General features: G+C 71.4%; 22 protein-coding genes. 13 read left to right on the forward strand and 9 right to left on the reverse strand.

What is annotated here, in order from left to right; translation table 11 throughout:
* Positions 1-163 precede the first annotated feature (163 nt).
* The 3 genes from ACI1MP_RS03225 (at position 164) to ACI1MP_RS03235 (ending at position 2,499) form a co-directional block, all read left to right on the forward strand.
* Positions 164-1,273 (forward strand): SPFH domain-containing protein, encoded by a 1,110-nt coding sequence (locus ACI1MP_RS03225; protein ID WP_404867653.1) that lies wholly within the window; start codon positions 164-166, stop codon positions 1,271-1,273.
* Positions 1,270-2,169 (forward strand): hypothetical protein, encoded by a 900-nt coding sequence (locus tag ACI1MP_RS03230; RefSeq protein WP_380331872.1) that lies wholly within the window; start codon positions 1,270-1,272, stop codon positions 2,167-2,169. The genes ACI1MP_RS03225 and ACI1MP_RS03230 overlap by 4 nt, the downstream gene beginning before the upstream one ends.
* Positions 2,170-2,268: 99 nt before the next feature.
* Positions 2,269-2,499, forward strand: a complete 231-nt coding sequence (locus tag ACI1MP_RS03235) for a DUF6296 family protein (RefSeq protein WP_100584508.1) — start codon at positions 2,269-2,271, stop codon at positions 2,497-2,499.
* A 118-nt stretch (positions 2,500-2,617) separates the two neighbouring features.
* Here the strand turns inward: ACI1MP_RS03235 and ACI1MP_RS03240 are convergent, their stop codons facing one another.
* Positions 2,618-3,601 (reverse strand): aldo/keto reductase, encoded by a 984-nt coding sequence (locus tag ACI1MP_RS03240; protein WP_043911712.1) that lies wholly within the window; start codon positions 3,599-3,601, stop codon positions 2,618-2,620.
* 480 nt (positions 3,602-4,081) lie between these two features.
* Here ACI1MP_RS03240 and ACI1MP_RS03245 point away from each other — a divergent pair, with 480 nt between their 5' ends.
* The 4 genes from ACI1MP_RS03245 to ACI1MP_RS03260 all read left to right on the forward strand — a co-directional run bounded on the left by ACI1MP_RS03245 (position 4,082) and on the right by ACI1MP_RS03260 (position 8,335).
* Positions 4,082-4,942: a hypothetical protein gene (locus ACI1MP_RS03245; RefSeq protein ID WP_404867654.1), complete on the forward strand. Its 861-nt coding sequence runs from the start codon at positions 4,082-4,084 to the stop codon at positions 4,940-4,942.
* Between the two features lie 101 nt (positions 4,943-5,043).
* Complete coding sequence (locus ACI1MP_RS03250; protein ID WP_404867655.1) at positions 5,044-5,775, forward strand: sensor domain-containing protein; 732 nt, start codon at positions 5,044-5,046, stop codon at positions 5,773-5,775.
* Positions 5,772-7,262, forward strand: a complete 1,491-nt coding sequence (locus ACI1MP_RS03255; protein WP_404867656.1) for a hypothetical protein — start codon at positions 5,772-5,774, stop codon at positions 7,260-7,262. Before ACI1MP_RS03250 ends, ACI1MP_RS03255 begins: the two co-directional genes overlap by 4 nt.
* A gap of 629 nt (positions 7,263-7,891) precedes the next feature.
* Positions 7,892-8,335: a hypothetical protein gene (locus ACI1MP_RS03260; protein WP_380331887.1), complete on the forward strand. Its 444-nt coding sequence runs from the start codon at positions 7,892-7,894 to the stop codon at positions 8,333-8,335.
* 192 nt (positions 8,336-8,527) lie between these two features.
* Here the strand turns inward: ACI1MP_RS03260 and ACI1MP_RS03265 are convergent, their stop codons facing one another.
* On the reverse strand, positions 8,528-9,169 hold the full coding sequence (locus ACI1MP_RS03265; protein ID WP_404867657.1) for an IS5 family transposase: 642 nt from the start codon (positions 9,167-9,169) through the stop codon (positions 8,528-8,530).
* A 198-nt stretch (positions 9,170-9,367) separates the two neighbouring features.
* On the opposite strand from ACI1MP_RS03265, the gene ACI1MP_RS03270 reads away from it, so the two are divergent.
* Positions 9,368-9,979 carry an RICIN domain-containing protein gene (locus ACI1MP_RS03270; protein ID WP_404867658.1) on the forward strand — a complete coding sequence of 204 codons (612 nt, stop codon included), beginning with the start codon at positions 9,368-9,370 and terminating at the stop codon, positions 9,977-9,979.
* 305 nt (positions 9,980-10,284) lie between these two features.
* Here ACI1MP_RS03270 and ACI1MP_RS03275 read toward each other — a convergent pair whose 3' ends face one another.
* Together ACI1MP_RS03275 and ACI1MP_RS03280 are read right to left on the reverse strand one after the other, a co-directional pair.
* Entirely contained in the window at positions 10,285-11,424 is a 1,140-nt protein-coding gene (locus tag ACI1MP_RS03275) for a hypothetical protein (RefSeq protein WP_404867659.1), read from the reverse strand.
* A gap of 364 nt (positions 11,425-11,788) precedes the next feature.
* Positions 11,789-12,097, reverse strand: a complete 309-nt coding sequence (locus ACI1MP_RS03280; protein WP_404867660.1) for a hypothetical protein — start codon at positions 12,095-12,097, stop codon at positions 11,789-11,791.
* Between the two features lie 508 nt (positions 12,098-12,605).
* On the opposite strand from ACI1MP_RS03280, the gene ACI1MP_RS03285 reads away from it, so the two are divergent.
* Positions 12,606-13,667 (forward strand): Scr1 family TA system antitoxin-like transcriptional regulator, encoded by a 1,062-nt coding sequence (locus tag ACI1MP_RS03285; protein WP_404867661.1) that lies wholly within the window; start codon positions 12,606-12,608, stop codon positions 13,665-13,667.
* 84 nt (positions 13,668-13,751) lie between these two features.
* Here ACI1MP_RS03285 and ACI1MP_RS03290 read toward each other — a convergent pair whose 3' ends face one another.
* Positions 13,752-14,327, reverse strand: coding sequence for a TerD family protein (locus ACI1MP_RS03290; RefSeq protein WP_043911706.1), 576 nt, complete (start codon positions 14,325-14,327; stop codon positions 13,752-13,754).
* A 252-nt stretch (positions 14,328-14,579) separates the two neighbouring features.
* On the opposite strand from ACI1MP_RS03290, the gene ACI1MP_RS03295 reads away from it, so the two are divergent.
* Entirely contained in the window at positions 14,580-14,942 is a 363-nt protein-coding gene (locus ACI1MP_RS03295) for a UBP-type zinc finger domain-containing protein (protein WP_380331906.1), read from the forward strand.
* 125 nt (positions 14,943-15,067) lie between these two features.
* A complete protein-coding gene (locus tag ACI1MP_RS03300) occupies positions 15,068-15,409 on the forward strand; it encodes a MazG-like family protein (RefSeq protein ID WP_404867662.1) in 342 nt (113 codons plus the stop codon).
* Positions 15,410-15,425: 16 nt separating this feature from the next.
* Here the strand turns inward: ACI1MP_RS03300 and ACI1MP_RS03305 are convergent, their stop codons facing one another.
* On the reverse strand, positions 15,426-15,557 hold the full coding sequence (locus ACI1MP_RS03305; RefSeq protein WP_232733748.1) for a DUF6126 family protein: 132 nt from the start codon (positions 15,555-15,557) through the stop codon (positions 15,426-15,428).
* 154 nt (positions 15,558-15,711) lie between these two features.
* On the opposite strand from ACI1MP_RS03305, the gene ACI1MP_RS03310 reads away from it, so the two are divergent.
* Positions 15,712-16,494: an SGNH/GDSL hydrolase family protein gene (locus ACI1MP_RS03310; RefSeq protein ID WP_404867663.1), complete on the forward strand. Its 783-nt coding sequence runs from the start codon at positions 15,712-15,714 to the stop codon at positions 16,492-16,494.
* A 227-nt stretch (positions 16,495-16,721) separates the two neighbouring features.
* On the opposite strand, the gene ACI1MP_RS03315 is transcribed toward ACI1MP_RS03310, so the two are convergent.
* Positions 16,722-17,132, reverse strand: a complete 411-nt coding sequence (locus ACI1MP_RS03315) for an organic hydroperoxide resistance protein (RefSeq protein WP_043911702.1) — start codon at positions 17,130-17,132, stop codon at positions 16,722-16,724.
* 226 nt (positions 17,133-17,358) lie between these two features.
* On the opposite strand from ACI1MP_RS03315, the gene ACI1MP_RS03320 reads away from it, so the two are divergent.
* Positions 17,359-17,832 (forward strand): MarR family winged helix-turn-helix transcriptional regulator, encoded by a 474-nt coding sequence (locus ACI1MP_RS03320; protein WP_100584521.1) that lies wholly within the window; start codon positions 17,359-17,361, stop codon positions 17,830-17,832.
* Between the two features lie 206 nt (positions 17,833-18,038).
* Here the strand turns inward: ACI1MP_RS03320 and ACI1MP_RS03325 are convergent, their stop codons facing one another.
* A complete protein-coding gene (locus ACI1MP_RS03325; protein WP_404867664.1) occupies positions 18,039-19,058 on the reverse strand; it encodes an acetamidase/formamidase family protein in 1,020 nt (339 codons plus the stop codon).
* Positions 19,055-20,461 carry an APC family permease gene (locus ACI1MP_RS03330; RefSeq protein ID WP_404867665.1) on the reverse strand — a complete coding sequence of 469 codons (1,407 nt, stop codon included), beginning with the start codon at positions 20,459-20,461 and terminating at the stop codon, positions 19,055-19,057. The genes ACI1MP_RS03325 and ACI1MP_RS03330 overlap by 4 nt, the downstream gene beginning before the upstream one ends.
* Positions 20,462-20,521 lie beyond the last annotated feature (60 nt).

Here is a 20,521-nt window from a genome sequence, read left to right on the forward strand (position 1 = left end):
ACCGCCGCCGCAATCCCGCCGGCGACCTCCGCAGCGACCCCTACCGCGCACCTCCGGGCGCGCGGCGCATCGGCATGCCCACCCCTCTTTTCGTCGTATTGACGACAAGCAATCTTCCGACTTATCGTCGTAGAGACGAAAAGAAAGGACGGTCGCGATCTCCATGGCCGACATCACCCGCCGCTTCGGCTTCCGCCACCTGCGTTCCGCCCCGACCAGCCACATCCGTCACCTGCGGGGCGGGCAGCTCGCCCACGAAGGAGTCGGCCTGGCGTTCTGGTTCCGGCCGCTCACCGCCGCGATATCCGAAGTACCGGCGGACGACCGCGAGTTGGCGATGATGTTCCACGCCCGCACGGCCGATTTCCAGGACCTCGCGGTACAGGCCACCGTCACCTACCGGATCAGCGACCCGGCGATCGCCGCCACCCGCATGGACTTCGGCATCGACCCCGACACCGGCGCATGGCGGGCCGAACCGCTCGCCCAGCTCGCCACCCTGCTCACCGAGACCGCCCAGCAGCACGCCCTCCAGCTGATCGCCCGAACTCCGCTGGCGGACACCCTGGTTGACGGGGTGACAGCGGTCCGCGAACGGATCTCCGAGGGGCTGGCCGCCGAACCCCGGCTGGGCGAGATCGGGCTGACGGTGCTCGCGGTGCGCGTCACCGCCGTCCGGCCCGAGGCCGAACTGGAGCGGGCGCTGCGCACCCCGGCCCGGGAGCAGGTCCAGCAGGAGGCGGACCGGGCGACCTACGAGCGCCGCGCGGTCGCGGTCGAGCGGGAACGCGCCATCGCCGAGAACGAACTCGCCAGCCAGATCGAACTCGCGCGCCGCGAAGAGGAGTTGGTGGCGCAGCAGGGCACGAACGCGCGCCGCGAGGCGGAGCAGAAGGCCGCCGCGGACGCGGTGCGCACCGACGCCGAGGCGTCCCGCCGTACCCGCCTGGCGGTGGCGGAGGCCGAGGCAGCGGGCACGCTGGCCGCCCAACAGGCCGAGGCCGCACGGGCGATGGGCGAGGCGAAGGCCGCCGCCGAGGCGGCGTGGCTGACGGCGCACCAGCAGGTCGGGCCGGAGATCCTGCAGGCGCTGGCGCTGATCCGACTCGCCGAGCACCTGCCGCGGATCGACAGCATCACCCTCACCCCGGACGTGCTGACCGGCCTGCTCACCCGGCTGTCCACCCCGCTCCCCGCCGCCGGCACCGACGCCCCGACCGTCCCGACCGCCCCGGCTGCCCCGGCCCGCGACACGGATCGGCCGGGACGGTGAGTCTCGCGCCGCGCGTGGTGCTGGTCCACCGGCGCACCGAGTACCAGGAGTTGATCGCCCACCACGGCACGCACGGCCAGGCCGAGTTCTTCCTCGCCGGCCGGGGCCGCTCCCTCGACGAGGCGGAGCGCCGGCACGACCTCGCCCGGGAGGCGCTGGCGGAGGTGTCGGCAGCAGTGCCGATGGACTGGCGGCAGACCCGGGTGGAGCGGGCCGACCTGGACCGGTTCCTGTTCGCCCCCGAGGATCTGGTGGTCGTGGTCGGCCAGGACGGGCTGGTCGCCAACACCGCCAAGTACCTGACGGGGCAGCCGGTGATCGGCATCGACGCGGAGCCTGGCCGCAACCCCGGCGTCCTGGTCCGGCACCGCGCCGGCCGGGCCGGGGCGCTGCTGCGGGCGGCCGTCGGACCGGGCGCGGAGCGGCGGCTGGAGCTGCGCACCATGGTGGAGGCGGTGGCGGACGACACCCAGCGGCTGCTGGCGCTGAACGAGATCTACCTCGGACAGCCCGGCCACCAGACGGCCCGCTACCGGCTGTCCGCGCCCGGCGGCGACCCGGAGTCGCAGGCGTCCTCGGGCGTGCTCGTCGGCACCGGCACCGGTGCGACCGGGTGGTGCCGCTCGGCCTGGCTGGAACGGTCCAGCCGGCTGCCACTGCCCGGGCCCATGACGGCGCAGCTGTCCTGGTTCGTCCGGGAGGCCTGGCCGTCCCCCGTGACCGGCACGTCCCGGGTCGAGGGCCTGCTGACCGCCGAGCAGCAGCTGACCCTCACCGTGGAGAGCGAGCGGCTGGTGGCGTTCGGCGACGGCATCGAGTCCGATGCCCTGCACCTCACCTGGGGCCAGACCGTCCGGGTCGGCCCCGCCGAGCAGCGCCTCCACCTGCTCGCCTGACCCGGCCACCCGACCGGGCCGCCGGCCCCGCTGCCTGGGAGCGACCGTCGGCGGCGGCGCTGCCTAGGATGGAACGAACGACGGGAAGGAGGTCCGGCCATGGCTCGACGATTCGCTCTCACCTTCCCCGGGGAGACCGGAGGCCACGCCGACCAGGACGTGGTGGTGGTCGAGGCGACCGGCACCCGAGGACCCGGCGGGCACCTCGTGTACGCGGACGCGTCCGGCATCGTGCAGGCCGAGATCAGCGACGCCGGCGAGGTCCGGATGATGGCCAGCGGCGGCCACCAGACCCCCCGAACGCCCATGCACGCCGAGCCACTGCCCTGAGCGTCGGCCTCCCCGCCGCCGGCTGCCGACCGGCAACGGGAAAGCGCTTGCCGAACACCTTCGGTAAGCGCTTTCCCGTTCCTTTCGGTCAACCGGCCGCCGTCGGTCCCTCAAGCGCTCACCAACGCGAGTGCACCTGCGCCCGCAGGCGGCGGTCGTAGATGTCCTGGACGGCGTGCAGGGTCTGCGGCGACAGCGGCGGGAGAGCGGCCGTCTCGGCGTTGGCCCGAGCCTGCTCGGGGCTGCGGGCGCCGGGGATGACGGTGGTGACACCGGGCTGCTGGACGATCCAGCGCAGCGCGGTCTGCGCGGAGGTGGCACCGGGCGGGGCGAGGCGGGCGAACTCGTCGGCGGCCTCGACACCGGTCACGAAGTCGACACCGGAGAACGTCTCGCCCTGGTCGAACGCGGAGCCGTCCCGGTTGTAGGTGCGGTGGTCGTCCGCACCGAACAGGGTCTCCTTGGTGTACTTGCCGGACAGCAGGCCGGACGCCAGCGGAACGCGGGCGATGATGCCGACGCCGGCCTTCTCGGCCGCGGGCAGCACCTCGTCCAGCGGCTTCAGCCGGAACGGGTTGAGGATGATCTGCACGCTGGCGACACCGGGCCGGGCGATCGCGGTCAGCGCCTCCGCGCAGGTCTCCACGCTGACGCCGTACGCGGCGGTGCGGCCTTCCTCGACCAGGGTGTCGAGCGCGTCGAACACCTCGTCGCTGGAGTACACCGCGGTGGGCGGGCAGTGCAGCTGCACCAGGTCGAGCCGGTCCACCCCCAGGTTGCGGCGCGAACGGTCGGTCCACTCACGGAAGTTGGCGAGGGTGTAGTTCTCCGGCAGCTGCGGCAGCCGGCGGCCGAGCTTGGTGGCGACCATCAGGCCTTCACCCTGCCGGGACTTCAGGAAACGGCCGATCAACTGCTCGCTGCGGCCGTCCCCGTAGACGTCGGCGGTGTCGAAGAACGTCACCCCGGCATCCGCCGCGGCGTCCAGCACCGCCAGCGCGTCGTCCTCCAGCACCACGCCCCAGTCGGCACCCAACTGCCACGTCCCGAGACCCACCACCGACACCGGACGCCCGGTCCTGCCAAGTACACGCTGTTCCATGCGCCGAGCCTGCCACAACGCCCCCCAACGCCCAACCCCCGACACTCCCCGACCTGGAGTGTTGGGGCTTGTGGTGCCCTTCACGCCGCCCTTCGGCCGGCACTCCAGCCGGGCTTCGATCACCGATCAGATGATCTACCGGACGCGGACGCGGACGCGGACGCGGGCGCGGGCGCGGGCGCGGGCGCGGGCGCGGACGCGGGCGCGGGCGCGGGCGCGGGCGCGGCAAGCCGATGCCGGTGCCGGCGCCGGCCTGGTGGCCCCGCACCGTCGGCCCAGAGACGGCGAACCGGCCGACCGGCAGACCGAGCACAACCACGATCACAAAAAGGGTCTGCGCCCGGGCACGCGCCGAGCACGCCTTCGGCCGACTGTGCCCGGTTTCGTTCCGACGATGGAGAAGATCCGGGCCCCGCGGCTCGGGTTGGGCAGGTCCTGCAGGAAGCCCGACAGCGCTGCGGCCGAAGTGGCCTGCAGCAATTGGTCGGTGCGGCCGCCGCGCTGGTGGAGGACTTCGCCGAGCGGCTGCGCGGCCGGACGGGGACGGGCCTGCGCAAGATTGTGCGCACCCTAGCGATCCCGGGCTACCGGCTCGGAGCCGACAAGCCCCTCAGCGAGCGTGACAGCTACGACCTGGCCCAGCCGGACGGCCACCTCGCGACCGAGCCCGTCTACCGGCTCCTGCGCACCCGCGGCCTGCCCGCCGACGATCCCGATCTGCACCATGACCGCGACCTGGCCCGGATCGACAGGGTGCTGGACGAGCTGCCGCAACGCGTCACCGAGAAGGTCCGGGCGTGGGTGGACGTGCTGCGCACCCAGGAGCCCCGACATGACGAGCCGCGCAACTGGGACGGCATCCGCCGCTACCCGACCCGCCTGCGGCCGGTGCCGACCGCCTGGACGCAGGCCGGGACGACCGGCCACCGCAGACCACCGCCAGGACGCGTTGGACGCCCTGGCGGGACCGGCCGACGCGGGCTCACCATCGCGCTGCGCAACCTGCCCCGGGTGCTCATGCGCGAGCGTCCGGTCTTCCGCGACCTGGCCCGCCGCCTTCCGGTGGGAGATCTGACGGGCATTCCGCGACCGGGCCCCCTCCGACCTACTGGCCGACCAGGAGTTCACCCACTGCCCGGCCGCCGACCGGTTCACCTACCGCCACCGGCGCCGGCCCACCAGCGTCAACCCCACCTGCTGGTCACCCAGAAGCCGGCCCTCGACCCGGACCACCCGGCCGTGGCCCGGACGACCATCCAGCTGAATCCGTTCCCGCCCAGGGGGCGCACCCTCACGAGGCCTTCGCCACCGGCAGCCCGCTCAGCGGCGTCGGGGCGGTGAGGGTGAAGCTCTGGTTTTCATCAAATCGCTTCGCTGAGTGGGCAGTTGACCGAATACTGTCAGTCGGTTCGCGTGCTCGCTTCACGGAACATGGGGGTCTCATGACCAGCAAGGAAGTCCCGGACAGCACGTGGTCCGAGGCGGCCCGCCCGGGGCCGGGGGCCCAGGTCCGCCGATTGCGCGTGGTCGTCCCGCTCGCGGTCGTCCTGGCCGCGCTCGTCGCGGGGCTGGTGTGGTGGCAGTGGCCCTCCGACGCGGGCAGCGGGTCGGCCCCGGTGGCGGGGACGGTCCAGGCGACCGTGCTCTCCTCGAAGGAGGTCAGTGCCGCCGTCGGGGAGACGCTGAGCAGCGAGACCCGTGCGAGCAGGCCTGCGGGCCCGCTGCAGGCCGACCCGCCAGGGTGCTCCGTGGCGGTGGGCCCTGCGACCACAGCCGTGTACGAGGGGGGTTGGACGGCCTTCCTGACGGTGGTCCACCAGGATTCCGCCGCCGCCCCCGAGTACACCGCGACCCAGACCGTGGGCCGCTACGCGACCGCGGACCAGGCCCGCTCTGCGTTCGAGAACCTCTCCGAAGGAATCGGTGCCTGCAAGAGCGCCGTACGGGCCGCCCCGGCCGGCGGCACCGCGTCGAAGTGGACCTACCAGGTGGAGGGTTCCACGGCGGAGACTCTGCTTTGGACCGCTGCGCAGGACCAGGCCGGGAGGTGGTCCTGCTACCGGGAAGCCCGACTGAAGTCATCGACGCTCCTTCAGGTCGCGGTCTGCGAGGCAGGCGACGGCCGCACGGCCGCCCACTCGATCGCCGACCGGATCGCGGGGCGGGTGCAGTGACGAATCGGATGCGCCGTCTGTCGACGCTCGCCCTGACCCTGCTCCTGACCGTGCTCGCCCCCACCATGCCGACTCGGGCCGCCACCGCGCCGACTCGGGCCGCCACCGGCTCGTCCGAAGCGGGCGGGGCCGCGATCGAAGCCCTCGCCACCGGTGCCGCCTACCCAGCCTCGCTCAACGCGCAGATCAGGGCGTTCGACCAGCAACTGTCCGCCCTGCCCACCCAGAAGGACCTCGACGACCAGCAGAGCGCGCTCGACAAGCGGACCGCCGCCTACAACGAGCAGTCCCGCGCGGTACTGGACGCGCTCGACGCCAACGACCGGAAGATCGACGCCCACAACGCCGAGGTCGCCCAGTACCCCGACGGCGCACCGCCGTCGGTTGCCGACGCGCTCAACGCCGAGGCCCAGGCCATCAACAGCGAGCAGCAGCAGCTCAAGGACCAGGCCGGGAAGATCGCCGACGAGGGCGACTCGATCAAGACCGACCAGAAGGCCCTGGACGGTCGGAAGTCGGACCTGGACACCAAACGCAGCACCCTGCGGACCACCCGCGGAACCCTGATAGTGCAGATGGCGACCGCCCTCGCAACCCTGCTCACCCCGCCGCCCCCGGGCGCAGGCCGGGCGGACGGGGGCGACCCGGCCCACCCCGCTGCCGCAGCGCCCCAGGTCGACGGCGGCGACAGCGTTTCGGGCGCCACCTCGGGCAAGCCGTTGGACCAGTACGCCGCCCGCACCGGCGAGAAGGTCGACAAACGGCCGGTCACCGCCGTCCTGTCCCCGAACGCCGTATCCAGGGCGAGCTCCGACCACGCAGGCGCCCTCCCGCCGTTGCGGTTCTACGACGGGCTGGTCAAGAAACCCGACGGCACCTACCGCGCCCTGTACTTGAGCAACTCCGCCCGGAAGCCGACCGCGGCCGAGACGGCGTTCGACGACACCGTCGGCCGGGGCGCAGCGGGAATCGCCGTCGTCGACGGCAAGAAGATCCTCATCACCGAGGTCCGGCCGGTCGACGCGCCTGCCGCGCCCCAGCCCGACCAGCAGGTCCGCCACCTGGCCCTCGGGCTGTCGTCCGGAGGGATCAAGGGCTTCGCAGAGGCCCACAGCTTCGAGCACCTGATGAGGAGGGACATCACGAGGGCCGAGCTGCGCCGGGAAACCCTCAGCCGGCTGAACTCGCCGAACTACCGGATCCACTTCTCGCTCAAGGACATGAGCGGGACGGACTACCCCAATATCCTGCTCCGCGGCTACACCTGGGAGACGGACCCCAGATGGAGGGGAAAGATCCCCCAGGTCAACGGCAAGATCCTGCCGTTCGCCGAGAAGTGGGAGTTCGCTCCGAGCGTCACCGACTGGGAGCTGTACATGGTCCACACTCTGCCGGGCGTCCTCGAACGGACCACCTTCTACGACGAGAACGGCACCGTCATGGAGAGCAGTCCCTTCCTCCCCTACTTGGCGCAGCTGCCCCAGTAGCAGCACCAGGCGCCGGAGAGACCGGCGATGCAGGCCGCGTGCCGGCCCGTCAGCGGCATCCTGGCGTCGCTCCGGGCCCACTACCTGAACCACCCGTGGAACAACCGGGCGGCGGAGCACACGGCGGCCCAGCTCGGCACCGCGCAGCGCAGCGGTTTCGCCGTCCCCGGCACCTTGGCCACCAACGCCCCCCCGACAGAGCACGGGAGTTCATTGACCGTCAGTCGGATGCCAGTGGTCTACAAGCCGCTGTGGAACACCCCGTACCAGGAGGACGGCCGGGCGCGACAGGTGTGGGTACGAGAGGTGCACGCGCACGAGATCACCGGCGCGGTGGCCGCCCGCCCCACCTGTTCCAGGCCCTGGTGGCGAAGGCGTTCGACTTCGCCGTCACCGCGGCCGGTGCCCGGTGCTTTCTTGTATGCAAACCCAACGGGCCGTGGGCATGGCAACCCTGCTCGATCTTTCGCTGTCGCTGACCGACTCCAGAAAGGCTCCGAGGCATGAACCGGCCCGCCGCCACCAGTGCTGCCTGAACCCCGCGACCGCCCTGACCGTCCTCTGACGACCCGGCACACGTATGGCACGATGACGGTCTTTCGAGGAGTGGGCCGAGGACGGGTGCGGCGATGGACGACCGGCGGAGCAGGGCGCAGGCCGCGGCGATCCGCTGGGTGGTGCTGGTGGTCGCGCTGCTGTTGCTGATGGTGGGCGCCGGGTATGCGGCGTCGGGCCGGGCGGTGGCGCGGGGCGAAGGCAGTCCAGGGGCGTTCACCGTCACCAAGGAGGCCGTGGACTGCGGCCGTTGCGTGGTCGAGGGCACCTTCACGCCGGACGATCCGGCCGAACCCGCCCTGACCGGCGCCCAGGTGATGGGCCGTCTCCCGGTCCGTGTGCTGGGCGATCAGGCCCGGGCGGTCGGCCACGACGGCAAGGTGTACCCGCCGGACGGCGGCGGGGCGGCGCAGCGCGGCCTGGGGATCGCCGCCGGCGGGCTCGCAGGGCTGCTGCTCTGGCTCTGGTCGGCCGTCCAGGCCCGCCGCCGACGCCGTTCCGCCTCGTTCGCAGGCTGACGGCCGACCGTCACCGATGGCGGCCTGCCGGTGCCGCAACCTGCCCCTCCGCCGACGGGCGGGAGTCGGGGCGTGCACCACGCGACAGGAGGACCGGCCTGAGCCGGGCGGCCTGCCCGGGTGAACACGTGGTGGGCGCGCCGAGCCACCGTGATCGGGCTGGGTCTACTGGTGGCACGGCGGCGGAGACGATCAATGCCGAGCGGGCGTTTCACTGTGCCGCAGGAGCCCTCGCAGGTGCGGCCACCTCCGACCCACCCCCGGCAGCGCCTCGTGGCAGCCATGACCTCCTCGAATGCGGGCACGTCGCCGGCCTGGCCGGGCGTGAGGTGGAAGGCGAGCGGCCTGCAGCGCCCGTCGGCGGCGAGGTGGATCTTCGTGATCGGCCCGCCGCGGAGCGTCCGAGGGCATGGTCGCGCGGCTCGCCGTCCGGAGCCCCTTCTGCCGGGCCCCGGCGGCGTGTTGGTGGGCGCGCACGATCGTCGAGTCGACCGCCACCACCCGGCCCAGGTCGCCCTCGGCGTCGGCCTGGGCGAGCAGGACGGTGAACACTTTCTCCCACGTGCCGTCGAGCGCCCACATCCGCAGCCGGTTGTGGGCGGCCCTCCACGACCCGAAACGCTCCGGCAGGTCCATCCACGGCGTCCCGGTGCGGCACTTGAAAGCGATCGCGTCGATCACATCCCGGTGATCCCGCCACCGCCCGCCCCGACGAGGCGTCCGGTCCGGCGACAACGGCTCTGTCCGGGCCCATTGGGCATCAGTAAACGACGCACCGGATCCAACGATCAGATGATCTGAAAGAAACGGCCCAGGAGCTGTCCGGTCGATCACGTGACCGCGGTCGATTGGCTCGTTGTTCCGGGCATGGGGCGGGCCGAAGGTGGTGAGGGCCCGGGACCGGAGGAAGGCGGGTTGCCCTGCGCAGCCCTCTTCTGAAGCCGGTGTCGGGCCACTACTCTTTCACGAACTCGCCACTCTGGGTGGGGAGTTGACCTCCGAGTGCAACTCGGAGAAGGGGAGGGCCGAACCATGCGTACGCGTAAGGGCTCAGCACTGCTCGCCGCCACGGTGACCGTCGGCATGGCCGCTCTGGGGCTGTCCCAGACTGCGAGCGCCGCCACCACCACCGGGGCACCGACGGTGATCGATGTGACCTCGATGTCGCAGATCCCGACGACGCACAGCAAGCCCGCCGGCCAGGCGGTGGCAAGTGCGACCTACCGCGTCACCATGCGCAACAACCATGGTGGGCAATGTCTGGACGGGGATCTGAACGGCATCGGCAACAACGGCGCCAAGGTGCAGCTCTGGAGCTGCAACGGCTGGGACAACCAGACGTGGATCTGGGTGCCCGACGCGGCGCGCGGTGCGGGCTGGTACACCATCCTGAACGCCCACGGTGGGCAGTGTCTGGACGGGGATCTGGGCCGCATCGGCACCAACGGCGACACGGTGTGGCTCTGGAGCTGCAACAACTGGGACAACCAGGCGTGGGGCTGGAACGGCAGCGTGCTGGTGAACCGGAACGGTGGGCAGTGTCTGGACGGGGATCTGGGCCGCATCGGCACCAACGGCGACACGGTGTGGCTCTGGGGCTGCAACGGCTGGGACAACCAGGCGTGGAAGCTCTACCAGGCCTGACCGGTGACGCGTGGTCGAGAGGCCAGGGCGCGGCCCGGCCGCCCTCGCCGCTGAGCTCGACGGACGACCGCACCGGACGCTCGGCCGGGGTTTCCCGGCCGAGCGCCCGGCTGAACAGCCGCACTCGTCATCCGGCTCCGCTTGCGATCGGCGGGACCCTGCCCAGGTCCTCTCTTCCGGATCTTGTCGGATCAGCGTGCGGCTCCTTCGGCCTCCTGGGGCTGGGGGTGGACGCGCCTCCCGGCCGCCAGGCTGGGGACGGATGATCCGGCGTCGCGCGCCCGGCAAGACCCGGAAGAGAGGGCCTAGCCGGCAAGCGGGGCCTCGAAGCCGGTGACCGCGCCCGGATGCCCGGTCGCGTCGCCGGCCGCACCCGGCCAAATGGTCACCTGGCCCGCCGGGTTCTGCCCGTACAGGTCCGGAACGCCGTCTCCGGTCAGGTCGCCGACCGAGCCGACGACGGGGTAGGCGATGGGGGCGATGCTGTTGCCGATGACGGTGCCCTGGGCCGGGTCGGCGAGCGCGGAGTAGTCGATGGCGCAGTTGTTGGCGGGGTTCCTGGTGATCGGGTACGCGAGGATCCGGCCGGTGCTCCGCTCGCGGGTCCACAGGGTGGCCTGCGAGGTGGTGGTGGTCGTCCCGGCAGCGTCGGTGCAGGTGGTGGTGCCGTTGGCGGGGCCGGGGCCGATCAGGTCGTAGTCGCTCCAGTCGAGGGCGGAGAGCAGCGTGTCCGTCGGGGCGAGCAGCTTGACGCTGTTGCTCCCCGGGGAGAACAGCCAGAGCTTCGTGCCGATCACCGCGACGAGGTTGGTCCTGGCCGGGGTGCTGGTGGTCTCGTTGTTGACGGAGCCGATGGCGAGGATCTGGTTGGCGTTGCTCCAGTCGGTGCCGAGCTCGGACGGGCAGGTGATCGTGACGCCGCCGGCGCTGAGGCAGGTGACCGCGCCCTGGGTGGTGCTGCCGTTGAGGAAGAACGAGGTGCTGTCGGCCAGCCCGGTGGTCCAAGTCCGGTAGAGAGACAGCCGCGGGCTGCCGGCCGAATGGGCGATAAGCTCGTCGTGGCCGATGCCGCCGCGCAGTGAGCCATGATGGGTGATCTGGACGCCCTGCCAAGTGCCGGTGGGCGAGCTGGCTGCGAACCCGAAGAGCTGGCCCGTGTCGGCCGTGTCGGTGGTGTTCTGGATGACGCGGAGGTTGCCGGCGCTGTCCGGCAGCAGGATGTCAGGTTGCCCGTCGCTGTTGATGTCGCCGTAGACAATGCCCTCGGTCGTGAACGCCGTGGCCGGGGACAGAGAGGCGTCGAAGCTGGTCGCGCCGGCAGCCGGGATCCCGAGCAGGCCAAGTCCGAGGGTTCCGGAGGCGATCAAGGCGAGCAGGCGTGGCAACTGCCGCGCCTCGGGGCCGGAAATCCGCAATTTGTGCAGGTCGGAAGTTCGATCGGACATGAATCGCACCCAATTCCTGTGAGTCGCCGACCGGGTGGACGGCTTTGGTTCCCAGATGTTCTCTGTGCAGGATCGAAATGTGAAGCGCCAATGTCGCCATATACCTGAGATCTCCACTTCGAAGTCCCGCAACGATCCCGCGACGGCAGCCCGACCGGTGCGCGATGCACCCCGAACTCACGCAACAGGGACATGCACTGACAAGCCGTCCGGAAGTTCGACAACGACTGCATCGGCGGTGCGGGCCGATTGCCGCCTTCCTCGGCCCGAGCCTTTGCGGATCCACCGGGTCCGAGCGAGGTGCGCGAATGAGAAATTGCACGTCTATGGGTGATCTGAATCCGCTCGGAGAATTCGGCCGCAGTCACGGCCTCGAAACCCGAGAGCCCAACTGGCCGGGCCGCGAGGGCGGTCCACAACGATGCGCGCGGGGAGTACCGGCCCCGGAGTAGGTGGCCCACAGCTCGCCGCCGCCGTCGGACCGGCGCTCGTGCCCGAAGGAGTCGGACTCGCCGAGGATCCGCAGCAGTTCAAGGTGTGACTCGTCGGCGAGGGACGGTGCTCGGAATCGGAGCCGGACGCCGTCCGCCAGGTGCGCCAGCCGTACTTCCTCCCCGGTCAGCGCGACCAGTTGGGCAGCCGCGTCCCACGCCCGGTCGGCAGGCTCCGTCACCGCGGCAGAGCGATTCGCTGCGGCGGGGACAAGTCGTCGAGCGACGTGACGCCCTCCCGTCCGTCCCGCACCCGCCGCACGAACACGCCGCACTCGTGAATGGCCATCACCCGCACGTCCTGGCCCGACCGTTGGTCGTGAGCAGCGCGACCCTCCCGGGGCCGCCACGGCTCCGCCAGGGATTCCACCCATCGGATGGCTTCGGTGAAGCTGTGGAAGGCCAGGGGCTCGCCGTCCGGCCCGGATACGAGGCAACCTCGGTCGCCCTCCACGACCACGCCCCACAGGTCGACCGCGCCCCACAGGTCGACCGCGCCCCACAGGTCGACCGCGCCAGGAGGCGAGGGCAGGGGTACGACCCTGCACCTGGGCGGGAGTTGGACGACTGTCGACATGAGGGTGCTCCTGTGCGCCGCGCTGTGCTTTCCGCTACAAGAGTCGGCCTGCGGGGCTACGCTGAGTAGGCGTCAGGTCGTGACATCGGGGCCTGTCACCGGAGGGAGCACGGGTGGGCCGTCGGGAGGCCGTTCGGGAACAGGCGTTCTGCTCACCGGGGTTCTTCGCCTCGGAGCTGTCGGAGGCCCGCGAGCGCGCGGGGCTGTCACAGGGCGAGCTGGCGCGGCTGATCCCCTGCGACCGGTCGCTGATCAGCCGGATCGAGGCCGCCGAGCGCGTACCGCAGGAGGACTTCGTCCACGCCTGCGACAAGCTCCTGGGCACGGGAGGCATGCTGCTGCGCGTCTGGCAGAAGGTCCCGTGGCACCGGGAGGTCGAACACCCGGACTGGTTCCGCCGCTTCGCCGAGATGGAGGCGCGGGCCACCGTCCTCCGGCAGTACGAGATCGCTTGGATTCCCGGCCTGCTGCAGACGCCGGCCTACGCTCGGGCGCTACTCGCACAGGGCGACGCAGCGGGCGATCAGGACTTGATCGATGAGCGGGTCGCGGCACGGCTGGGTCGACAGGCACGGTTCCTCGAAGCGGACTCGGCACCGTTCCTGGTGGTCATCCTGGACGAGGCAGTGCTGCACCGGGCGGTCGGCGGCCCGATGGTCATGGCCGACCAACTGCGCCACTTGCTGAGACTGGCGCAGCGCCCCAACATCGTTCTCCAGGTGGCGCCTTACGGCATCGGAGAGCGTGCGCCGTTCGGCGCGTCGTTCACTCTGCTGAGACTGCCCGAGGGGCCGGAGTGGCAGTACGCGGAATCGCTCAGCAGAGGTGCGTTCTCCAACAATCCGAGACAGGTCGGTGAGCGATCCCGCGCCTATGATCGGCTCCGGGCCGAAGTCCTGTCGGCACCGGAATCGTCCCGCCTGATCCTCCGCATCATGGAAGGGCTGTTGAACATGAGTCCGAAGGTCGACCTGTCCGCCGCCCGGTGGTTCAAGAGCAGCTACAGCGGCAGCGACGGCGGGCAGTGCATCGAAGCGGCATACGACTTCGTCGACGCCGGCGTGGTGCCGGTGCGTGACTCCAAGGACCCCGGCGGCCCCGTTCTGGGGTTCTCGACCGACACCTGGCAGGCGTTCGTCTCGGCGGTGAAGTCCGGGAGCCTCCCTGCTCTGTGACGGGCTCTCAACCCTGCCGGGACGGAGAATGCAGGAAGGGCCGGATCCCTAGAAACTACCTCAGGATCCGGCCCTTTCCGGGTGTCAGACGTTGACGCCGTAGTCGAGTGCGATGCCGCGCAGGCCGGAGGCGTAGCCCTGGCCGATGGCGCGGAACTTCCATTCGGTGCCGTAGCGGTAGAGCTCGCCGAAGACCATCGCGGTCTCGGTGGAGGCGTCCTCCGACAGGTCGTAGCGGGCGACCTCGGTGCCGTCGGCCTCGTTGACGACTCGGATGAAGGCGTTGCGGACCTGGCCGAAGCTCTGACGGCGCTGTTCGGCGTCGTAGATCGACACCGGGAAGACGACCTTCGCGACCTGCGGCGGGACGGCCGTCAGGTCGACCTTGATCTGCTCGTCGTCGCCGTCGCCGCCGCCGGTCAGGTTGTCGCCGCTGTGCTCGACCGAACCCTCGGGGCTGCGCAGGTTGTTGTAGAAGACGAAGTGCTGGTCGCTGAGGACCCGGCCGGCCTCGTTGCACAGCAGTGCGCTGGCGTCGAGGTCGAAGTCGGCGCCCGTGGTGGCCCGGACGTCCCAGCCGAGGCCGACGATGACGGTGGTGAGTCCCGGGGCCTCCTTAGTCAGCGAGACGTTTCCGCCCTTGGCGAGCGAGACTCCCATATTGCCCTCCTGTGGTATCCCCGTGCCGGGACCGGCAGTTCGGCCCGGCGGCCGGCCCCCGGCCGCGTCCGCGGGCCCAGGCCCCGCAATTGAATCTACAGCACTGTAGATCAGGACGGAATCCACCTTCACGCCGTCAGCACCCCAACGGACGGCAAAGAAACGCCCCACCCGGGAGGCGCGCCGCGCCGGGAGCCGCCTACCGGCGTCGGCCGCCGCCCCGGGCATACCCTTTCCGAGGAGGTGCCCGAGATGAGTGACGACACGACGATCCCCGGTATCGACCCGAAGGTGCCGCCCAGTGGCGACGGCTGCGTGGAGTGTCTGGCCGGCGAGGGCCAGGGCTGGTGGTTCCACCTGCGCCGGTGCGCGGCGTGCGGACACATCGGGTGCTGCGACTCCTCGCCGTCCCAGCACGCCAGCGCGCACGCCCGGTCGGCCGGCCACCCGTTCCTGACCAGTTTCGAACCGGGCGAGGACTGGTTCTGGAACACCGAGACCGAGCAGTTCTACGAGGGCCCGCCGCTGGCCGGTCCGTCCGCGCACCCGGTCACCCAGCCCACCCCGGGCCCGGCCGGGCACGTCCCGATCGACTGGCAGCAGCGCCTGCGCTGACTCCCCCGCCCTGCCGTGACGACCGCACTCGTCCGGCCGCAACGACCGTAGTCGGCCCTGGCCACCGCCCGCGCCGGGTACGGTCGTTGCGGCAGGACGAGTGACGGCGGCGAAGGGGCGGGAACGTGGACGCGCAGCAGTGGGAGACGGTGCGGCGGCTGGCGGCGTGGCTGGCCGACGGCAGTACTCAACCCGCGGAGATGCAGCGGGTGTTGCAGTGCCTGAAGGTCAGCGAGGAGGCCGGGGAGGTGGCCGAGGCGGTGATCGGCGTGCTCGGTCAGAATCCGCGCAAGGGCTTCTCGCACACCTGGGACGACGTCGCGGGCGAGCTGTGCGACGTGATGATCACCGCGATGGTCGCGCTGGTCCGGGTGCACCCGGATCCGGCCGCCGCGTTCGACGCGCACCTGGCCGAGGTCGCGGCCCGGGCGCTGCCCGCACCGGGGGCCGACGCCACCGCGCACTGACAGCCGGGGGGCTCCGTCAGCGGTGCCCGACGACGAACAGCAGGCCCACGAAGCCGGCGAACAGGTGGGTCCCCACGATGTAGATCAGCGCGCGGATCATCATCTGCTTGCGACGCGCCTTCTCATCGCGCACGCCGTCGCTGGTCACACCCGTTCTCCTGTCGTTCTGGGTTCTGCTGCGGTCGTTCGGTCGTTTCGAACCCTTGCAGGGTAGCTCGGCGGGGGCCCGTGGCGGAGATCACGGGGCACTTGGGGCCACCTACGGTGGCGTAGGTCACTTCACACAGTGAACTATCTCCTCCATGGCCGACTACCAGGAGACCCCCGACCTCAATTCGTACGCCGCGCTCGGTGACAGTTTCACCGAGGGCCTGAACGATCCCGGCCCCGACGGGCAGTTCGCCGGCTGGGCCGACCGGCTCGCCGGGATGCTGGCCGGACGGCGGCCGGAGTCCGACTTCCGGTACGCCAACCTGGCCGTGCGCGGCCGCCTGCTGGACCAGATCGTCGCGGAGCAGGTCCCGAAGGTCCGCCAACTCCAGCCCGAACTCGTGACGTTGTGCGCGGGCGGCAACGACATCCTGCGCCCGGGCAGCGACCCGGACCTGATCGCCGCGCACTTCGAGTCGGCCGTCCTGGAGCTGCGCGAGAACGCCGGGCGGGTGCTGATCTGCACCGGCTTCGACACCCGCAACGTGCCCGTGCTGCGCCACCTGCGCGGCAAGGTCGCCACGTACAACTCCCACCTGTGGGCGATCGCCGACCGCAACGGTCTGGCCGTCGCGGACCTGTGGTCGCTGCGCGCGGTGCACGACCGCCGGGCCTGGTCGGACGACCGGCTGCACCTGTCGCCGGAGGGCCACCAGCGAGTGGCGCTGCTGGCGGCGCGCGCCCTGGGCCTCACCGCGGTCGACGACCCGGAGGCCGCCTGGCCGCCCGCGCCGACCACCACCCCGGCGGACCAGCGCCGGGAGAACCTCCAGTGGGCCCGCACCTACCTGCTGCCGTGGGTGGGGCGCCGACTGCGCGGCGAGTCGTCCGGCGACCACGTCGAGGCGAAGCGCCCGGAGCTGCTCCCGCTCTGACCCGAAACGCGGAACCGGGCCCGAGACACCGGACCCGGATACGGGGCCCGAACCGGAGTACCGGACCCGGACCGCGATGCGGGGCCCGGACCGAGACACCGGCCCCGGACCGGAGTACGGGGCCCGACGCGCCGCCGGGCCCGAAATGCGCCTGGACACCACTGCGGGCCGCCCCGCCCCCACGCGGAATGCGGCCCGCAGCCCCCAGGTGAGAACCCTGCCTCGCCCTACTCGACGATCAGCTCCACCGGAACGTTCCCGCTGATCGCCTTGGAGTACGGGCAGACCTGGTGGGCCTGCTTGACCAGGAGCTCGCCGGGCTCGCCGACCAGCGCCTCCGGCAGTTCCACCCGGATCACGACGGCCAGGCCGAGACCGGTGTCGTCCTTGCCGATGGTGACCTCGGCGGTGACGGAGACGTCCGAGACGTCGGTCTTCGACTGGCGGGCGACCAGGCCGAGCGCGCCGGAGAAGCAGGCCGCGTACCCGGCGGCGAACAGCTGCTCGGGGTTGGTGCCCACGCCGTCGCCGCCCAGCGACGGCGGCATCGACAGCTTGAGGTCGAGCTTGCCGTCCGAGGTGACGGAGCGACCGTCGCGGCCGTTCGAGGTGGCAACGGCGGTGTAGAGCGGTTCCATGTCGAGCTCTCCTGTCGTCCTGATCCCAAGTCCTTGACGGACCGGTTCCCGGTGTCCGGCGGTGTGGTCCGCCGGCGCCGTCCCCGGCCTGCCCTGCTCCAGAAGTAAAGCACGCGATTCAATTGCGCACAACTCAATCGTCCACAACTTGGCCGCTTGCTACCCTTGAACCATGACCAGGCACGACGAGAACCGAACTCCCGCGGGGCCCACCGAGGTTGACGCGATGCTGGACGACCTCGCGGCCGCAGGCGCCGACCTGCGCTCCGACCTGCTCCTGCTCGACCAGCAGCTCTGCTTCTCGCTGAACGCCGCCACCCGCGCGTTCGGCAGCGTCTACCGGACGGCGCTGAAGGACCTGGGCCTGACCTACCCCCAGTACCTCGTGATGCTGGTGCTCTGGGAGCACGGCGAACTCCCCGTCAAGCGGCTCGGCGAGCGCCTGCGGCTGGACTCCGGCACGCTCTCCCCGCTGCTCAAGCGGCTGGAGGCGACGGGGCTGGTGGCGCGCGAGCGCAGCCCGCAGGACGAGCGGTCGGTGATCGTCTCGCTCACCCCGGCCGGCCGCGACCTGCGCGACCCCGCCCGCGCCGTCCCCCGCCACATCGGCGCCGCGGCCGGGCTCTCCCTCGCCGAGCTGCGCACCCTGCGCGAACTGCTCACCCGCCTGACCGCGAACCTGGACGCGGCCGAGGCCTGAGGCAACGAACCCGGCCGAGGCCCGAGCGGCGGACGCGGCCGGAGCCCGAGCAGCGAATCCGATCGAAGCCCCAGCGACCGACGCGGCCGAAGCCCGAGCGGCCGACGCGGCCGAAGCCCGAACAGCGAACCCGGCCGAAGCCCGAGCGACCGACGCGGCCGGGGCCCGGACGCAGTACACGCCCGGGCCCCGTTCGCCGCAGTGACCTACCGGTGCCGCAGGTACGCCGCCGCGGTCGCGCGCAGCCGCTCGTGCAGGCCGTCGTACGCGCGGGCCCGGCCGAGGACGGACTTCGGCAGCTTGGCGACCATCGTGTAGTTGGTGTCGCAGACGTTCGCGGCCGGCGCCAGGCCCGCCTGGCTGACCAGCTGGTAGGCGTCGAGCTGGTCCAGGCCGAGGAGTTCGCCGGTCCAGCCGACCAGGTCGTGCTGGCTGATCCGGAACGCGTCCTCCAGCGGGCGGGCGGAGCCGGTGCTGATCAGGTAGTCGTCGTTCTCCAGGCGGGGCCAGGCCGGTCCGCCGCCCTTGACCAGGTCGACGATGACGGTGGTGCGCATCGCGGCCTCGACGGCGGTGCCGCACACCTCGCCCTCGCCCTGGCGGGCGTGGCCGTCGCCGATGGCCAGCAGGCCGCCGTCGACGTTGACGCCGAAGTAGGCGGTGGCGCCGGCCCGCATCTCGGGGGTGTCGAGGTTGCCGCCGTGCGCGCCGGGCGTGATCGAGGCGAGCACCTCGCCGGCGGCGGGGGCGACGCCGACGGTGCCGTGCATCGGGTCCAGCGGCAGGGCGACCGTGAAGTCGCCGCCCCGGGCGCGGAAGTGGCACAGGCCGGCGGCGACGTCGAGGTCGTAGATCCAGACCCGTTCCTCCAGCGCGGGGTGCAGCATCGCGGTCTGGTGGGTGGCGGTGAGTGCGCCGAAGTGCGGGAAGGTGCTGGAGATGCCGTGGTCGCGGGCGGGGGTGATCTCGACGAAGTGCACGGCGAGGACGTCCCCGGGCTCGGCGCCGGCGACGGCGATCGGGCCGGTGACGGGGTTGAGGTAGGGGAAGACGCAGACCTGGCTGGGCAGGTCGCCGATGCCGCGGACCTTGCCGCCGAAGCAGTCCTCGGTGGTCAGTTCGACGATGCTGCCGGGTTGAACGGTCGTCAGCGGGGCGCGTCCGCCGAAGGTGTAGGCCCATTCCTCCGGCGCGGGGGTGAGCTGGACGATCTCGGGCAGTGTCACTTCTCGGTCTCCTCGAGGGTCGGGTCGGCGACGGCCAGTCGGGGCTTGCGGCCGGTCAGCATCAGGCCGGTCAGCACGATCCCGCCGATCAACAGCCAGACGAAGCCCAGCCGTTGGGCCGCGATGTTGGCGTTGACGACCACGTAGCCGAGGATCGCGAAGCCGAGCACCGGGGCGATCAGGTGGCGCCAGTAGTCCTTGCTGCGGTTGCGGATCAGGAAGTGGACGACGACGGCGACGTGCAGCACCAGGAAGGTGGTCAGCGCGCCGAAGTTGACCAGGGTGCTGAGCAGGGTGATGCCGTCGGTGCGCGAGGCCATGTACAGGCCGAGCACCAGCGAGATGCCGGCGGTCAGCAGGGTGGCGTTGACGGGCACCCGGCGGGTGGGGTGGATCTTGGCGAGGAAGCGGGGCAGTTGGCGGTCGCGGGCCATCGCGAACAGCAGCCGGGAGGTGGCGGCCTGCGCGACCAGGGAGTTGGCGAAGCCCCAGGCGACGGCGGTGGACGCGGCGGTCAGGGTGGCCAGCCAGCCGCCGGCGGCGGTGCGGGCGGCGTCGTAGAAGGCGGTGCCGTTCGGGTCGCCGTCGCGGATCAGCGCGTCCGGGTCGGCGACCAGCAGCGACGCCACCCAGGTCTGCACGATGAACAGTGTGCCCGCGAGCAGCAGTGCGGCGACCATCGACCGGCCGATCGCCTTGGTGGAGTCGCGGTTCTCCTCCGAGAGGGTGGAGATGCCGTCGAAGCCGAGGAAGCTGAGCACGGCGATCGAGACCGCGCCGAAGGCCAACGGCCACGAGAAGGTGTCCGAGTTGTACAGCGGCGTGAAGTCGAAGCCGCGGCCCTTGCCGTTGGCGAGCGCGATCACGCCGACCACCAGGAACACGGCGAGCACGACGAGTTCGCCGATCAGCACGGCCTTGTTGACCTTGGCGGTGGTCTCGATGCCCAGGTAGTTGACGACGGTGTTGAGCAGCACGAAGCCGATCAGCCACAGCCAGACCGGGACGGACGGCACCAGCGAGTTCATCGCGACGCCGGCGATCAGGTAGAGCAGGCCGGGCACCAGCACGTAGTCCAGCAGGATCATCCAGCCGGACAGGAAGCCGACGGGTGCGCCGATGCCGCGTCCGGCGTAGGTGTAGACCGAGCCGGCCATCGGGAACGCCCGGGACATCTGGGCGTACGACAGGGCGGTGAACATCATCGCCACCATGCCGAGGACGTAGGCCAGGGCGACCATGCCGCCGGAGCCCTGGAAGACGCCGCCGAAGATGCCGAAGGGGGCGATCGGCACCATGAAGACCAGCCCGTAGACGAGCAGGTCGGTGAAGGTCAGGGACCGGCGGAGCTCCTGTTGGTAGCCGTAGTTCTCGATGCTCCGGGGCGCGGGTGTGTCGGCCATGGTGCTCTCTCTCCGTGACGACCCTGCGGATGTGTGGGGGATGCGTGGGGGAGACTGTAG

This window comes from Kitasatospora griseola (assembly GCF_044999035.1).
GTDB classification, from domain to species: Bacteria; Actinomycetota; Actinomycetes; order Streptomycetales; family Streptomycetaceae; genus Kitasatospora; species Kitasatospora griseola.

Coding starts and splice junctions, on each gene's coding strand:
- ACI1MP_RS03225 (WP_404867653.1), top strand. CDS start 164: ATGGCCGACATCACCCGCCGCTTCGGCTTCCGCCACCTGCGTTCCGCC.
- ACI1MP_RS03235 (WP_100584508.1), top strand. CDS start 2,269: ATGGCTCGACGATTCGCTCTCACCTTCCCCGGGGAGACCGGAGGCCAC.
- ACI1MP_RS03240 (WP_043911712.1), bottom strand. CDS start 3,601: ATGGAACAGCGTGTACTTGGCAGGACCGGGCGTCCGGTGTCGGTGGTG.
- ACI1MP_RS03250 (WP_404867655.1), top strand. CDS start 5,044: ATGACCAGCAAGGAAGTCCCGGACAGCACGTGGTCCGAGGCGGCCCGC.
- ACI1MP_RS03260 (WP_380331887.1), top strand. CDS start 7,892: ATGGACGACCGGCGGAGCAGGGCGCAGGCCGCGGCGATCCGCTGGGTG.
- ACI1MP_RS03270 (WP_404867658.1), top strand. CDS start 9,368: ATGCGTACGCGTAAGGGCTCAGCACTGCTCGCCGCCACGGTGACCGTC.
- ACI1MP_RS03275 (WP_404867659.1), bottom strand. CDS start 11,424: ATGTCCGATCGAACTTCCGACCTGCACAAATTGCGGATTTCCGGCCCC.
- ACI1MP_RS03290 (WP_043911706.1), bottom strand. CDS start 14,327: ATGGGAGTCTCGCTCGCCAAGGGCGGAAACGTCTCGCTGACTAAGGAG.
- ACI1MP_RS03295 (WP_380331906.1), top strand. CDS start 14,580: ATGAGTGACGACACGACGATCCCCGGTATCGACCCGAAGGTGCCGCCC.
- ACI1MP_RS03310 (WP_404867663.1), top strand. CDS start 15,712: ATGGCCGACTACCAGGAGACCCCCGACCTCAATTCGTACGCCGCGCTC.
- ACI1MP_RS03315 (WP_043911702.1), bottom strand. CDS start 17,132: ATGGAACCGCTCTACACCGCCGTTGCCACCTCGAACGGCCGCGACGGT.
- ACI1MP_RS03320 (WP_100584521.1), top strand. CDS start 17,359: ATGCTGGACGACCTCGCGGCCGCAGGCGCCGACCTGCGCTCCGACCTG.
- ACI1MP_RS03330 (WP_404867665.1), bottom strand. CDS start 20,461: ATGGCCGACACACCCGCGCCCCGGAGCATCGAGAACTACGGCTACCAA.